The organism is Verrucomicrobium sp. BvORR106 (assembly GCF_000739655.1).
Taxonomy (GTDB): domain Bacteria; phylum Verrucomicrobiota; class Verrucomicrobiia; order Verrucomicrobiales; family Verrucomicrobiaceae; genus Verrucomicrobium.
Map to the genome: position 1 here is coordinate 67,491 of NZ_BATR01000002.1, position 15,642 is coordinate 83,132.

The following is a 15,642-nucleotide window of genomic DNA, read 5'->3' on the forward strand; positions in this document are numbered from 1 at the left end:
CAGCCGGTGCTTAAAAGACAACGCATTCCGCAGGCTAAGCGTCGCCCTATTGAGGAAGACGAGGAGGAGAATTCACAGGCGGCCAAAGCCATCCCGCCTGTCGCCCCAACTCCTTGGTGGGCGTTGCTGCTGCTGATCTCAGTCCCACTCCTGGCCATCTCCATCTGCGGCAATCGTTCCCCAGAAGCCATCGGACTCTCCGCGGTGGTCGCAGGCGCAGCTGTCTTTGCCGCTCCCCCTCGCTTTAGATTGCCGCTTTCCGTCGGCGCACCGCTGCTCCTGATGCTGTTTTTTGCCGTGTGTGGTCTCTTCCCCATCGGCGACTCGAGTCTTCCGGAATGGCGAGGGACCTTGCGGGACGCCTTTGGCATCGTCATGCCTGCCACCAGATCAGCTCAACCGTGGATCACACTTCAAGGTGTACTGCTTCTTGCTGTCGGCACGCTATGGCTCAGTGTCTGCATTACCAGAGGATTCGATGAACCCGAAAGGCGGACGTTGTTGCAATTGCTGGTTCTGGGCATAGCAGGCATCGCCATCGCGAGCCTTGTCGTGCATTACGGTGACTATGAAGTGATTTTCTGGCAGGGCGCGGAGCGCATCGAGTACTACGGCCCGTTTACCAACCGGAACAACTTCTCTGGACTGCTTGCCGCCGGCGCAGTGCTGGCCTTTGCCTGCACTCACGATGCTTATCACCGCAAACGCTGGTCGTGGCCAGTCTTCGCGCTTGCCATTCTTCCCATGTTCGGGGCCATCCTCGCCAATACTTCCCGTACCGGGGTGGTGTTGTTTTTTGCCGGCCTGGGTTTGTGGATGATGTCGGGTACGCACGCAGCACGCTCTGCAAAACGTTTCGCCGTATCAATCTCCCTGCTTCTGATTCTCGCCACGGTGTTCCTCATCTACGGTCAGCGCATACTTGAGCGATTCACCGGTTCCGAAGGCATTGTCTCCACCCTGAGCAATGACGGCAGGATCAAGATCTTTCAACAGTCCATGGCGCTCATTCCCCAAGCCCCTCTTTTGGGAGTCGGCCTGGGAAATTTTGAACCAGTGTACGCTCTCCACAGGGAGGCTGCTGAGGATTACATCATCACCCGCACCGCCCACCCGGAAAGTGACTGGCTCTGGCTGGGCATTGAAGGGGGGCTTCTGACTCTCGTCGCGGCGCTTGCCGCAGGTTATTTCATCTGGCGGGGTTTTGGTAGATGGAAGAAATCGGATGGCAGCGGACGTCGGGACCGGCGCCTGCGGGCTGCTGCCGGCATCGGGGTCGCCTTGCTCTTTCTTCAAGGGTTTGTGGATACGCCGCTTCATACGATTGGGCTTGCCACCTTCGGCGCGCTGCTCGCTGGGCTGGCCTGGCACCCAGGGAAGCGTCTGGCCGCCAATGTCTCTGTCCCCATCTTACGCTACACCGCCAGTGGGATCTGTCTGTTTTGCGGCTTTGCCTGGCTCACCGTCGCGGGCGGTGAAACGCTGCTTCCTGGCACCTTCAGTGCAAAGAAACAGTTGGAAACGGCGAAGGCACTCACCCGGACCGGAAATGACGCGGATGCCCTCGCGGCATTGAACAAAGTCATCTCCATCCAGCCCATGCGATGGGACGCCTACTATTTGCGGGCAGCAGTTTCACTTCGGATCGGCCGTCCTCACCAAATGGTGATGGACGATTTCTCGCGGGCGCGGGCGTTGGAACCAAACTCCCCCAATTTCTGCATGGATGAGGCGCAGCTCTGGCTTGAGCATGCCCCACTCCAGGCCATTCCCGCCCTGCGCGAGGCGATCCGCCGGGACCCTCGCAATGCCGCGGAATACTATAAACAAATCGCCAACAACGTTCATCGCTATCCAGATCTGCGTGAACCACTACGAGCGATGGCGGAGGACCCCAAACTCCGACTGATCTATCTGGAACGAGCCTCAGGGAGTGACTTCCAAGTTGCACTGCGGGAGCTGCTCGACCGTCACCCAAGCCTCGACAACTTCACCCCAGCCCAAAAGCTGTCCCTCTTTGAACTGTGGTACAGTGGTGGTGACAAGTCCCAGCTCATTCGCGAACTCCAGCACAATCCCAGCTGGAGCACCAGTGGCTGGATTGTGCTTGGTCGACACTGGGCAGGCGAAGGCAAGTTTCGTGAAGCTTGTGAACTGGGCTTTAAGCACATGAGACAACCCTCTCTTCCCACCACAAGTGAGGGGCGGGATCTCGGGCAACTCACCCGGGGATTCCTGCAAAACCCCAATGACTCTTTGCGGGGGCTCGCTCTCTACCAAGTCCAGCGACAGCAGGGCCTCGAAGCAGAGGCTTTCACAACCCTCCGGGACGTGACACGTATCCCTAATGCACCTGTCAGTGCCGCGTACGAATATGCCGTACGGTTGGCTGAGAAGGGAGACTACTCCCGAGCTTGGGATTCCCTTTTATCCTATCGAACGCGCTCGACGGAGCCTTGAATACCACTTAATATTCTCATTTTCGAGAAGTAAACGATTGACCTAAAGGAGTACTCTGATTAACCTCAGTTAAATTTCTGTAAACTCTCCTTCCCAATCTTTCTTCCTAACATGGCAAAAGTGGTAATCATTGACGACGAGGCGTCCATACTAGAGCTGATGGCCAAGTTTTGCCGCGGCTTGGGACATGAGGTGATCCAATGCCAGACCGGAATGGCTGGCTTGACCAGCATCAGAGACAGTCGGCCTGATCTGGTGATTGTGGATCTTCGTATCGGCGATATCGACGGGCTGGAAATCATCAAGCACACCCGCGCAGAATCCGCCAGCACTGCCATCATCATGGTGACTGGCCACGGCAGCGTCGAAACGGCTGTCGAAGCCATGCGATTGGGTGCTTATGATTATCTCACAAAACCCTTCGACCTCGCCGACCTCAAGCGCACCATAGAGCAGGCCTTGGGGCAGAAGAGCGCAGCGGCAGCCACCACCTACCAAGCCGCCCCGCCCTCCGCAGCCAATGGGTCTCGATTGGTTGGCGGCAGCGCCCCCATTCAGAAGATTCTCAGCATTGTCCAGCGGGTCGCCGACAACGACAGCCCGGTACTGCTTGAGGGTGAGTTTGGTGTGGGCAAGCAGTTGATTGCCCGTGCTCTGCACGAAAGCAGCCGGCGCAGCTCAGGTCCGTTCAAGGCGATCCAGTGCAGCGCATTGCCGCCGGACCTCCTGGAATCAGAACTTTTCGGCCACGGTTCTCCGCAAAACAGCATCTTTGCCCGCACCCGTGGTGGCACCATCCATATCGCCGAAATTCACCAGATGCCCATGCGCATCCAGGCGCAGCTCAATGGCTTTTTGGAGCAGGCCCAAGTCTCCTCCCAGACCATGTACAATGGTTCAGGATTTAACTTCCGCCTCATCACTTCCACCACGGCCCACTTGGAAGATTCCATTCGCGATGGAAAGTTCCGTGAGGATCTCTATTACAAGCTCTCCGTGGTGCCGATCATCGTGCCGCCACTCCGTGAGCGCCGTGAAGACATCGCTCTGCTCGTGGAGCATTTCCTGAGAGAACAGGCACTGCGCTCTGGTCGGGGGATGAAAAGGATGGAGGCATTTGCCGAGGAATTCCTCGAGAAATACCCCTGGCCAGGAAACATCAGCGAACTGCGCAACGCCGTCGAGCGCGCCTGCGCCTTGGCTGAGGGTGACGCCATCAAACCCAGCGACCTGCCTGCCAAGGTCACTCAGAAAGTCGAAGCCCCTCTCGACCCCGCCAGTGGCGAGGGCAAACAGCGCCTGCCCATCGGCAGTACGCTGGATGAGTTCATCCGCGGCCAGGAAAAGCTGTTCATTGCCGAGACCCTGAAATTCAACAACGGCAGCCGGGAAAAAACAGCCAGCATGCTCGGCGTCAGCATCGCCACCCTTTATCGGAAAATGGAACTCAACGTGGAACGCAAAACCACGTCTTAGTCTCTTCTCCCCGTCAGCTTCAAGACACAAAAAAGCGCCTCTGAAAAGAGGCGTTTTTTGTGTCTTGAAGCTGACACCTGCATTGCAGCGTCGAGTCTTTAGAACGTTAATTCTTCTACAGCCAGCACATCTTGGAGAACCTCGCGCTGCCAGACCATGAGCTTGTTTCTAGCTTCTCCATCTGGATTCAGCACCAGATCTTCCATTAGACCTCGTGAGCCCAGGAGAGAGGTCTCAAGACCGAGGCCTTCCGCCTTGCGATCCCGCGCCTGACAGAGCCGGTCGATCTTGGCCCGGTCCTGGTCCGTCATTCGGCGGGCATGCTTCTTGGGCCGCTCCGGCCAGTTCGCCGGATCAGAATTCTTCACGCGCGACACCGCCGCCTCGAAAGTCTCCTTCCACCGTCCGCGCCATCTCGGTGGATGGTGAGCTGTACCCGAAGATTCGAATTCCGTCGCCATGGCCAGCATCTGCTGGTTGTTCAGCACCCGGAAAGGAGGCACGTCCTTTTCACGAGCGATGCCGTCACGCCAGTTCCAGACCTCTCTCAGGATGGCCAGCCCAGCGGGTCGCAGTCGCCCGGAGCCGCTAATGCGCCAAGCTTCATCGCGGTCCTTTTCCTGACGCGAAAGCACCTCGCGACGCAGGGACTCACAGCTCTGCTCAAACCAGTCTACCCGGTTCTTCGTCACCAAGTCAGACATGAAAATATCCACGAGACGTCCCAGATAACGGACATCATCGACCGCGTACGCCTGCATTTTCGCAGGCAGTGGGCGGAGGCTCCAGTCCTCCTTTTGAGAGCTCTTGCAGAGCGTCACACCGCAGTGCTGCTCCACCAGGGCCGCCAGCCCAAAGGTGCGATGCCCGGTCAGCCTGGCGGCCACCTGGGTGTCCTTGAGGCGGGACGGGGTCCAGTTGCAAGTGCGCTTCAGCAGCGTCAAATCATAGTCTGCGCTGTGAAACCACACCTCCGCATTGTCCACCACTTCCAGCAAAGGGCTCAGGTCGGAAAGAACCAGCGGATCAATCAGGGCATAAATGCCATTGGCAGCAAGCTGGATGAGACACAGCTTCTCCTGAAAGTGGTGCAGGCTGTCTGCCTCCGTATCAAGGTAGACGCGAGTCACCTCACCTCGGGTGATCAGGGCATTGAGATCCGCAGCAAGCCCCCTCAACTGCTCTTCGGTGTCGATCCAATAGTAGTCCCGACCAATAGTTGGCTCAGCGGATGAGGAAATCATGTTCAGCGCAGTCCGGACAACAACAGCTCTGCATTGCTTTTGCTTCGCTCGATGTTTTTGAGGAGAAATTCAACGGCCTCGTAGGCAGGAACGCTGGCGAGCTGTTTGCGGATCACGGAGATCCGTTTGAACTCGTCAGGGTGATACAGCAGCTCATCACGGCGCGTGCCTGACTTGAGCACGTGGATCGCCGGGAAAATGCGACGTTCGGCAATCTCGCGATCAAGATTCACCTCCATGTTCCCTGTGCCCTTGAACTCTTCAAAGATCACCTCGTCCATCCGGCTCTCGGTCTCGACGAGGGCCGTCGCCACAATGGTAAGGCTGCCGCCTTCCTCCACCTTTCTCGCCGCACCGAAGAACTTCTTGGGCTTCATCAAGGCTTTGGCATCGATCCCACCAGACATGGTCCGGCCTTTACCACCCTGAAGGGCATTGTAGCCTCGCGCCAGGCGAGTGATGCTATCCAGCAGGATCACCACATCCTTGCCGAGCTCTACCAGACGTTTGGCACGTTCAAGCACCAGTTCCGCGACCTGTGAATGCCTCTTGGGGCTCTCATCAAAAGTGGAACTGTAGATCTCTGTCTGCACACTCTCCTCGAAATCAGTGACCTCCTCAGGCCGCTCATCCAGCAGGAGGATGATGAGGGTCACCTCCGGATGATTCACGGTGATGGACCGGGCGATGTCTTTGAGCAGCATCGTCTTGCCCGAGCGTGGCGAGGCACAAATCAATGCGCGCTGGCCTTTGCCAAGGGGAGCGATGATGTCCACCATGCGAGCACTCACCGCCGGGTTCTTGGGCGTCTCCAGAATGATTCGCTGGGACGGGAAGGTCGCCGTCAGCTTGTCGAAATCAGCAGGTTGCTGCCAGTCATCCACCGGTTTGCCCTCCACTTCCAGGATCCGGTCCATAGCGAGATACTTCTCCTTCTCCCGCGGCACCTTGATGGTAGCCTTGATCTTCTGACCGGGCCGGAGATTGAACTTCCGGATCACAAAAATAGGGACAAAGATGTCCTCCGGCAGCGGAGCGAAATTGTACAGGGGAAAGCGGATGAGGCCGAAGCTCTCCTGCTGCATTTCCAGGAAACCTTCCACTTCCGCGCGGGTGCCGTGCTGCAGCATCCAGCTGAGCAACTCAACCACCAGCTGATGCTTGGTGCGGCTCCCAATGACTCTCCAGCCAAGCGTTGCAGCCTGTGCCTGGAGCGCCCCAAGCGTGCTTGCCTGCAGCTCGTTGATGGTCACAACCTCTGGGAAAGGAATCGGCGTCTTTTCCTCAACGGGTGCCCCTGCATTCTCGGGGGCAGAACTTGCTCCGGTTGCCGGAGAGATTGCCGTTTCGGGTGCGCTGGCTTCAGCGATCAGCGTCTCATTCACGAGGGCGCCCTCTGGGGCGTCTGCGGAGACAGCGACCGGGTTTTCTTCACTATGCATCTGGCTATACGAGTTGTTGCAAGAGGAGCTGGGCCTGAGAACGCAGGAGTTCAGATGAACCCTCGTTCCAGACGACTTTGTCCGCGAGCTCCAGTTTGCGCCGAAGCGGCCACTGGATGTCGAGAATGCGTTGAGCGGTGTCAGCGTTCAGTCCACGTTCTCCCGTCATTCGATCGTGCTGCACTCTGGCTTCAGAAGCGACGACGATGACCGCATCAGCAGGAAAGTCTGAGGCAGATTCGTAGAACAAAGGCACTTCCGCAATCAAAACTTGCGCCTTTCCGGCTTCACGCGATTGCTGAACGAGGTCCGAAAGCTTCTTATATACTTGAGGGTGAAGGAATTTCTCAAGTTTCTCCCGCACATCCGGGTCCCTAAACGCCAGGTCGCGCAGCGCTGCTCGCGAGATCAACCCGTCCGCGCCAACGACAGATGGATCGAGCACGCCCGCTAGGGCAGCCGCCAAGTCAGGTGTCTGATAGATCTGATGTACGGCCTCATCACTCGAGAAGAGCACCACTCGGGGAGACAGCTCCGCAAGGAGACGACAAAACGTTGATTTCCCCGAGGCGGCACCGCCCGTTACGATCCAGATCTGCATTCTATAAAATAGCGAGGGCGGACTGGTTTCCCAGTCCGCCCTGCGAAGATATTGCGGTCTAGACGACCCTCACCCGATTAGGGGTTGATGGCTGGCACCAATCCCGGGCCACCGTCGATGCTCACAGTCGGCGGAGCCGTGGGAGCAACAGGGGTGGGAGCGGGTTTACGGATCGGCTCGCCCGAAGGATCGATCAGCTTGGCCGTCACGAAGATCATGAGGTTGCGCTTGAAGTGATCTTCAGCCTTGCTCTGGAAGAGGCGACCGATGATCGGGATGTCACCAAGGATCGGCACTTTGTCCTCAACGTCCTGGACGTCTTCGCGGATCAAACCACCCATGGCAACGGTCTGACCATCCCACACCGTCACGGCAGTCGTGACTTTGCGGGTGGAGAACACCGGCTGCTCAATACGGTTTTCCGTCAGCGTCACCGTGGTCGGGTTACCAAGGGCATCCGTGGAAGCCGTGTTGATCGGGCTGCCGTAGTTGATGAAGCCTTCAAACTCGGTCACTTCAGGAGCCAGGTTGAGGTCGATGGTGTAGCCATCCGGACCGATGACCGGGTCAACTTCCATGCGAACACCCACCGGACGCATTTCAAACGCGGTCGGAGTCGTCGGAGTTACCGGGAAAGCTGCCGTGGAACCCACGCCAACTCCGCCACCCAACGTGGCGCTAGCACCGAAGTTCTGCGGAATCTGCGGCGGATCGAACTCCGTCGGGTAGATGAATTCACGAATCACTTCCACCGTAGCACGTTGACCCGAACGGGTCGTCACGCTGGGAGCGCTCATGAGGTCCACACCCTTTTTCTGGCTGAGAGCCCGGATGACCACCTGGAATTGAGGGTCGGTGAAGACGCCAGCAAGGGCGAAGACACCAGGAGCAGCGCTGGAGACCAAGCTCTGGCCGGAGATCAGGCCGTCAATCGAGTCAGCAGCGATAGCGGAGGTGCCGGAACGGAGACCGGATGTGATCGGGTTCTGACCGATCGGAACGCCACTCTGGCTGAACGGATAGTTCGTTGAACTCACCGGGCCGTTGGAGGAGTTGCCTGTCGTACCACCGGAACCAAAAGCGCGGCCGCCGATGTCGAAGCCCCCAACAAGCCAGTCAAAGCCCAATTCGTCGGTGTTCTTCTGGCTGACTTCCACGAACTTCGTGGTGATGTAGATCTGCTGAGGAACCTGCTTCGTCATGCTTTCCACGAAAGCTTCAACCTGGTCGAGGTTGGGCTGCGTGTTGCGAACGATAAGCTGGGACGTGGCAGCCACGAACACCGCGGAAGACCCTTCCGGGAACTGAATACCCTGGGCCTTGAGGATTTCAAGGGCCGTCGGCTTGCGGCTGAGCGCCGGAGCAGCTCCACCACCACCTGCAGCGAACGGATCAGCAGGAGCCGCCGCAGCGGCACCGCCACCACCTTCCTGGCCGAGGCTCAGGAACGACGGGGGAACTTTGTAGTTGCGGGTGTACTGCTCAGTACCCACGTCCGAAAGCGGAACGACCACCACGGCGAAGGGCTCGATCTTGTACTTCATCCCAGCCAGTTCGGTGATGTAGCGGAGGGCTTCCACCATCGGCACATCCTTGAGGTCAAGGCTGATCTGAGCTGTGGAGGGGACTGAGCCCGCCTTCAAGATCAGGTTCACACCTTTGCGGCTTGGGTCGCGCTCCACCGTGTCAAAGTCACGGCTCTTGATGCGCATGAACTCAATGGCTTCCTCAATGCTGGCACCCTGGAACTGCACTGCAGGGAAAATGATGCGCTGCATCTTTTCCGTGTAGTAGCGGGAACCATCGGCACCACCAATGAAGGGGTCGGCAGCGGTCTGCGTGAGCACGACAGGCACCTGGTCTTCCCAGCCTGCGTTCACCGCGTTGAGCATCTTGGCGCGCTGGTGATCGCGAGCGGTATCAAAGTACTCGGAACGCTTCTGCTCAGCGCGCTCCATGCCACGACGGGCGGCGCTGTTATACTTGTCGATGCGAAGCGCATCCTGGAAAGTACGGATGGCAGCATCGTAGTCGCCGATGTTGTAGTAGCTGTAGCCCATCTGCAGATGACGCTCCACCTCACCCACGTTCTTGACGTGTTCGGGGGTCAGAGCGGGCTCATAGCGAACCGGATCATCCAGTTGCACGAGCAGCTTCTTGGCTTTGGCGTGGTCAGGGTTGCGGGCCAGAGCGTCGTTCAGGAGAGCCTTGGCTTCAGCATAGCGGCCGTTTTCAGCCCGCTCCCGGGCCAGTTCGACAGCAGCATCGCAATAGCGAGCCGTTGCGGCATCCCGGAGGGAGGCGGTCATCGGTGCGTCGGGCAGCAAGTCCAGAGCGGCCTTGTACTCGTTGAGCGCGCCTTCGTAGTCGCCTTCAGCGAAAAGCTTGTCTCCGCGCTCCATGGCCGCCTGCGCCTCTTGGACCCGGGCCTCACGACGGGCCAGCTCACGCTGGGCAATGCCAGACGCGGAGCCACTGGGGCCACCCTGGCTGCCGGCAAATCCCGCGCCGGAGCAGAGTGCAAGGGTCATACATACATACGCGGTTTGCTTCATAGGCTGTGATCGGTTGATGCGTGTCATTAGGGAGTGTTGAGAGCCGTATAATTGTGTTCGGCGGAGTTTATTCAAATCGGGCGTTCGTTGGCGAGTTCAATTTTTAAAAAATCGTTGAAAGAGAACCCCTGTTGCATCAGCCCTTTTTGACCACCAACTCGCCATCGGGGGTGCCGTCGGCTTTGAGAGGTGAGATCACAGCGCTGTCTTCCAGGATGTCGATAACTTTATAGGTGGTGCTCTCGTGTCCGGGAATCCGGAACGTGCCCCCCTTCTTTACCGGCGGAATCTCCGCCACTACTTTGAGTCGGAACTGGAACTTCACTTCGTAGTCCGCCAGATTCTGTTCCTTGCCCATCACCAGCACCAAAGTGTTGCCACGTACAATATCTTCGACCGTCAATTCAGACACGTCACGCTCACCCACGGTCGGGTCCGGGATGGCCTTGCGCTCGAACTTCACGGCCTTGAACCGGCTGCCATCTTTACCGAAGCTCCGGGACTTCAAGTCAGGCTGACCGCTGGGGTCCATCGCGTTAGGATCCACGAACCAGTTTTTGCGCTTGTCGTCTGGAGTCGCCACCTGGTGGGGTGTGGAGGGAGAACGAAGCGTAATCCGGTAGTCGTTGGAGATCCGCTGCACCATGAACAGTTTGTCGGTGATGGGCGGGTGGGACTGGGGGTCCTTGGGGTTGGTGGACGCTGGCTTCGCGGAGAATTCCTCCACATTGGAGAAACCGTCGTTGTCAGGATCCAGATCCCCCACATTCGGCGAGAGAAACTCCAGTTCGTTGTTCCGGATGAAGACGTTCGACATCGGCGGACGAAGCTGAGGGTCGTCCAGAAAGAGGTCGTAAGTCTGTTCGTCCTTCAGAACCAGCAGCACTGACTTGTTCAATGGCACTGGCTTGTTGGCACGGACCGGAGCGACCCAAGGTTTCGGGTCGGTGATGGCACGAGTGATGGCATCTTCAACACTCTTGATGGGGGCCGCCCCCAGTTCCGCGCCCTTTTTGGGCGTGGACGTTTCCACAGAGGAGGAGAAGCTGAGGCTCATGAAGATGAGCCAGGCACTCAATCCCACGGCAACCAGGGCCGCGAGGATCAGGATGATGCGTTCGTAGTTGCTTTTTCCCTTTTGCATGATGTCGGAAAATTGGCAGGTGATTCAATGACAGCCGGAAATCTCCGATCAGTTGGCGACGGCGGCGGTTGTAGCTGGGGCGGCAGTCTCTTCGACTTCAGCAGCCGGACGGAAGCGGATGTAGTCAACTTCCAGGTACAGCTTCAGCTTTTCCTCACCCATGATCGTGATGGCATCCTTGGGGGAAGCCTTGGGAGGAACGATCACTTGGGTGCCAGCAGGAGCCCCGCTAGGAGCCGCGGCGGGCGCAGCGGTCGTTTCCGTGGAAACCGTGTCACGAGAAATCCGGATCTCTGACTTCAGGGGGCCGTCCAGTTTTTCGTTCTCCACCCGCAGTTGGCGCACCACGAGGAAGTGTGGCAGTTTGCTGGGATTGGCCAGGGCATTGATCAGGTTCTGGAAAGGCCCCTGATCCGTGGTCACCATCAGCTTGATCGGATAGCGGTCCAGCACCGGTTCAGCAGCAGCGGCAGCTGTGATAATGGTCTTGTTCTTGTTCTTCGTGTTGGCGTTCTTGGCCTTGGTAGACTTTGGAGCGACCACTGGAGCTGCCACAACGGCCTTCTCATTGGGCAGTTTGGTACGCTCCAGCAAATCCACTGACTTCACGCCTGACTGGATCAATGCAGTGATGAGCTTTTCCATCACATCCAGATGGACGTTCAGATCAGCAGCCACTTCCGGCGTGCGAGGAAGAGAACCGGTGTACTCATCGAATCCCAGTGCGAAGTCCGCAGGCAACAGAACCTGTGAACCTTCGGCCAAGCGCTTTACGGTGTTGGCGCGCTCTTTGAGCTTTGCCTGAAACTCCGTTTCAGAGATCGGCTTCACCGCTTGCTGGACTTTGGAATCCAACAACGTGGCACGCAGCAAGTTCACCTTGTCAGCGTACTCAGAAACCATCTTCTCCTTGGCCGCCACATTGGTGGTGTCCGGATAGAGTTTGGCTGACTTGAGGCGTTTGACGTTCTCGCTGGTGGTCTTCCACTTTTCAACGGATTCGTTGTAGGCCGTGTAGGACATGAAGAGCAGCGCTGCCAAGGCAATAGCCCCGGTAATCATCACACCCAGAATGGCCGCCAGTGATTTGTTTTCTTTGATCCAATTCATTTACTTGTCGAATTTCATTCCTTTTACGAGAGGCAGGCGAAACTTGAAGGTGTAGGCATAGCGGTCTTCTTCGAGACCAGCCTCAACTTCGGGTTTCTCTTCCGCGGGGGGTGCTGAAAACAGATCCGTGACGGTTTTCAGGTCGTTGTAGTACTTGTAAACCACTTCCTGACCACTGTCGTTTTTCCGGTAGAGACCCTGGAGACGAAGCTGGTACTGAGGCTCCGCAGCTGCAGCTTGTAGGGCCGAAGCATTGTTGGCGGCGAGCCCCGGTGGAGGCGTTGCGGCAGCAGCCGTTGCACCACCCAATGAAGGGGTCATGGCACCACCGTTTTTCAACACCTCAATCTGGGTCAACCAAATGAAGTCATTCTCGAACTTGCTGTTCAGCATGTTGAGCAGATGAGACCAGTAGCTGCGGTCATTGACGGCCTGCTCAAGCTGACCACTCTGCCCTTGAAGGAGCGTAAGCTGCTTGTCGTAGTCTTTGATCAGTTTGTCATCCCGGTCCAGTTCACCGTACTCCTTGTCTGCGGAGGAGAGATGATTGTCGACTGCCAGCTTGGCGCGATTGAAGTAGAACACCCCAACGCCGAGAGCGGCAAACAAACAGGCAGTGGCCATCAGGAGGAACGGCGCACGTCTCGCGGAGTCGCGAGCGCTGGAGACCGAGTCTGGCAGAAGCTCCACTTCGACAGGGCAGGCACCGGATTGACGCAGCCCCAAGCCGACCAGTTCCGCCATGCTTGAAGCGTTGTCATCGGCCAGCGCCCGGTTCACCCGGGAGTCCACCTGAACGCCACGCAGAGGGTTGAAAATCTCTACTGGCAGATTGAATTTCTCATGGAAGAACTCGACGGCCAGAGCCGCCTGCGCACCGCCACCACTGAGGAAGAAGCGCCGGGGAGGAGCCCCGCCCTGCTGGCCGCGGTAGTAGTTGATGGTACGCACGATCTCGCCATGAAGGCGGGTCATGGTGTTGCGCATGATCTTCGCCATCGCGTCCACCACCTCGTCCTCATTGGGTTCATAGGCACCACCGGGAGCAACGTACCCGCGGGAGCGCTTCTGCTCCTCTGCGTCACCGAAGTTCATTCCCAGTTCCTTGCCAATATTGCCCGTCAGGGTGCTGCCACCCACGAGAATGTTGCGAGTGAACACGCGGGAGCCTTCGACGAACACCAAGTTGGTGGAGCGGGCTCCCAGGTCGATGATCAGGGCGGATTCCTCAACATCGGGATAGGCGTAGCGGAAGGCGTTGTAGGCAGCCAGAGGGGCGAGATCCACACCAGCCACCTTGATGCCAGCGGATTCGACCTGGTCGTTCACGTCGTTCAGGGCGTCGGCCTTGATCGCCACCAGTGCCACTTCACGCTCGGACCCTCCTTCATCACCGATGAACTCGTAGTCCCAGATCACTTCATTGATCGGGAAAGGCACGTTTTGACGGGCTTCGAACTCGACGATCTGATCGGCCTTGTCCGTGTCGAACGGAGGAAGCTTCACGAACCGGGTGAAAACGGAATGCCCAGGGATGGCATACCACACCGTTTTGCCCTTCAACTTCAGTTTATCAGCAAGCTCCAGAACGGCGATTCGCAGCTGTGGAAGGCGGGTTGCCTCGACGCTGGGGTCACCGTGCATTTCCGCGAAATCGAAGGCCTTGAGAATCAAGTCACCGTTTCGTGCCTTGCTAAAAACTGCGCCTCCAACGCGTTGAGAGCCCAGATTGAGAACTGCAAAACTGCTATCCGCCATTGCTTTGTATTTAGACCGGGTTGAGCCGCTTGAGATTGCCCGGCACCAAGTTTGGCCCAGGGCAATCGATCACTGCACCTTGTGAAAAAGATTACTGCTTGCTTTCGAGGTCGTAGTCACCCCACAGAACCGCGAAAGGGGTCTTTGCCTTGGGAAGAAGCACACCATCGGTCACGGCAAATTTTTCCGCACCAGCCTCCCAGAACTTGCCCCCTTGAGAGGAGAAGCCGCCGACAAGCTGGCCATTGTGATTGATTTCCACACCCCAAGCTTTGGCATCTGCGGTGGCGAACTCTGTTTTTTCGAGGAGGCGGCTCAGCGCCTGCGGCGGGGCGAACACCATGGCATGGCTGACTTCTTTGGACATCACGTTCAGGAACGTTGTGCTGGAGGTCAGAAGGATGTATTTGCCAGTAGCATCCTGTTTGTTGAGCGCCACGTAGAACTTCACTTCCAGGCTCTCAATGAAGGGGCTGCGATCCCCCGGGAGATTGTTCTTCTTGGCTTCGAAGGCCAGATCCACTTCCAACCAGTTTTTGGGGCGCCAACGCTTGTCGGTCACGTTGCTGGCAGAAATCTGGGGAGACTGCTGCTGCTGCACCTTCATATCCTTCACATCCACCTTCACCGTGGGAGCATCTTGCGCCTGTGCGCCAGTCACCTGAATTGCCAAAATGGCAGCGAGAGCCAGAAGTCCGGTAGATATTCTCATGAAGGATCGGGAAGGTTTGAAATGAGTCCGCGGAATCTCCCTCCACATGCCGGTTAAACACCGGTCAGGGAGGGCTGATTAATCGCAGAATTACTCATTTCTAGCAGGTTCCCGCTGAGGACATCAAGCGTTGAGTGCAAGAAAGTCCTTAAAATAGGCGACGGTATTTACGATGCCTTCTTCGAAGCTCACTTTGGGCTCCCAACCAAGGATTTTCCGGGCGAGCGTGATGTCTGGCTGACGCACTTTCGGGTCGTCAACAGGCAGCGGACGGAAGTCAATTTTCGAGTCGCTGCCGGTGATGCGGAGGATCTTTTCAGCGAACTCAATCACGGTCATTTCGGCAGGGTTGCCGATGTTGACAGGCTCATGGTAGTCGCTCTGGGACAGGCGGAAAATGCCGTCAATCAGATCGCTGACATAACAGAAACTGCGGGTCTGGGAGCCGTCACCGAACACGGTCAGTGGCTGCCCCTGCAGCGCCTGACCAATGAAAGCAGGCACCACACGACCGTCTTCCAGGCGCATGCGCGGCCCGTAGGTGTTGAAGATGCGGACGATCTTCGTATCCAGGCCATGGGCACGATGGTAGCCCATCGTCATGGCTTCTGCGAAGCGCTTGGCTTCGTCATAGACTCCACGGGGCCCGACCGGGTTGACATTGCCCCAGTAGGTTTCCTTTTGCGGATGCACCAGCGGATCACCGTAGGTCTCCGAAGTGGAGGCCATGAGCAAGGTTGCCTGCTTCGCCTTTGCTAGTCCCAAGGCATTGTGCGTCCCAAGGGAGCCCACCTTGAGCGTCTGGATGGGGAGTTGCAGGTAATCAATCGGGCTGGCCGGGGAGGCAAAATGGAAAATCAGATTCACCGGGCCGGGCAGATCGATGAATTTCGTCACGTCGTGCTGGACGAAGTCGAAATCGGGATTGTTGCCCAGATGGGCAATGTTCCGCAGGTTGCCCGTCAGCAGATTGTCCAGCCCCACCACCTTGTACCCTTCACCAAGGAGACGATCCGAAAGATGGGAGCCCAAAAAGCCTGCGGCTCCGGTGACGACGGCGGTTTTCTTAATGCTCATAGAAGGTCTGGCTACGCGGAAATTGGGCGCGAGTAAGGGGACAAATCCCCTCGCTTGCAAGTG

Annotated in this window: 11 protein-coding genes; 2 read left to right on the plus strand and 9 right to left on the minus strand. The window is 57.6% G+C overall.

Annotated features, from left to right (window positions below; all coding sequences use genetic code 11):
* The first annotated feature begins 6 nt into the window (after positions 1 to 6).
* Positions 7 to 2,460, plus strand: coding sequence for an O-antigen ligase family protein (locus BV106_RS00350; protein WP_265595170.1), 2,454 nt, complete (start codon positions 7 to 9; stop codon positions 2,458 to 2,460).
* Positions 2,461 to 2,571: 111 nt separating this feature from the next.
* Positions 2,572 to 3,936, plus strand: a complete 1,365-nt coding sequence (locus tag BV106_RS00355) for a sigma-54 dependent transcriptional regulator (RefSeq protein WP_038158696.1) — start codon at positions 2,572 to 2,574, stop codon at positions 3,934 to 3,936.
* A 98-nt stretch (positions 3,937 to 4,034) separates the two neighbouring features.
* On the opposite strand, the gene BV106_RS34825 is transcribed toward BV106_RS00355, so the two are convergent.
* The 9 genes from BV106_RS34825 to BV106_RS00400 form a co-directional block, all read right to left on the minus strand.
* Positions 4,035 to 5,180 (minus strand): ribonuclease D, encoded by a 1,146-nt coding sequence (locus tag BV106_RS34825; RefSeq protein ID WP_051944596.1) that lies wholly within the window; start codon positions 5,178 to 5,180, stop codon positions 4,035 to 4,037.
* Positions 5,181 to 5,182: 2 nt separating this feature from the next.
* Positions 5,183 to 6,622 carry a transcription termination factor Rho gene (gene rho / locus BV106_RS00365; protein WP_038158699.1) on the minus strand — a complete coding sequence of 480 codons (1,440 nt, stop codon included), beginning with the start codon at positions 6,620 to 6,622 and terminating at the stop codon, positions 5,183 to 5,185.
* A 4-nt stretch (positions 6,623 to 6,626) separates the two neighbouring features.
* Entirely contained in the window at positions 6,627 to 7,223 is a 597-nt protein-coding gene (gene coaE / locus BV106_RS00370) for a dephospho-CoA kinase (protein WP_038158702.1), read from the minus strand.
* Positions 7,224 to 7,300: 77 nt separating this feature from the next.
* The gene (locus BV106_RS00375) at positions 7,301 to 9,754 is read right to left on the minus strand and encodes an Amuc_1098 family type IV pilus outer membrane protein (RefSeq protein ID WP_038158704.1); all 2,454 of its coding nucleotides are present in this window, start codon (positions 9,752 to 9,754) and stop codon (positions 7,301 to 7,303) included.
* Between the two features lie 160 nt (positions 9,755 to 9,914).
* On the minus strand, positions 9,915 to 10,922 hold the full coding sequence (locus BV106_RS00380) for an Amuc_1099 family pilus-like system protein (protein WP_038158707.1): 1,008 nt from the start codon (positions 10,920 to 10,922) through the stop codon (positions 9,915 to 9,917).
* 48 nt (positions 10,923 to 10,970) lie between these two features.
* Positions 10,971 to 12,032, minus strand: a complete 1,062-nt coding sequence (locus BV106_RS00385) for an Amuc_1100 family pilus-like protein (RefSeq protein WP_038158710.1) — start codon at positions 12,030 to 12,032, stop codon at positions 10,971 to 10,973.
* The gene (locus tag BV106_RS00390) at positions 12,033 to 13,790 is read right to left on the minus strand and encodes an Amuc_1101 family PilM-like pilus complex protein (protein ID WP_038158713.1); all 1,758 of its coding nucleotides are present in this window, start codon (positions 13,788 to 13,790) and stop codon (positions 12,033 to 12,035) included.
* Between the two features lie 91 nt (positions 13,791 to 13,881).
* Complete coding sequence (locus BV106_RS00395; protein ID WP_038158715.1) at positions 13,882 to 14,502, minus strand: Amuc_1102 family pilus-like protein; 621 nt, start codon at positions 14,500 to 14,502, stop codon at positions 13,882 to 13,884.
* A gap of 123 nt (positions 14,503 to 14,625) precedes the next feature.
* Positions 14,626 to 15,579 carry a UDP-glucuronic acid decarboxylase family protein gene (locus tag BV106_RS00400; protein WP_038158717.1) on the minus strand — a complete coding sequence of 318 codons (954 nt, stop codon included), beginning with the start codon at positions 15,577 to 15,579 and terminating at the stop codon, positions 14,626 to 14,628.
* Positions 15,580 to 15,642: the final 63 nt, after the last annotated feature.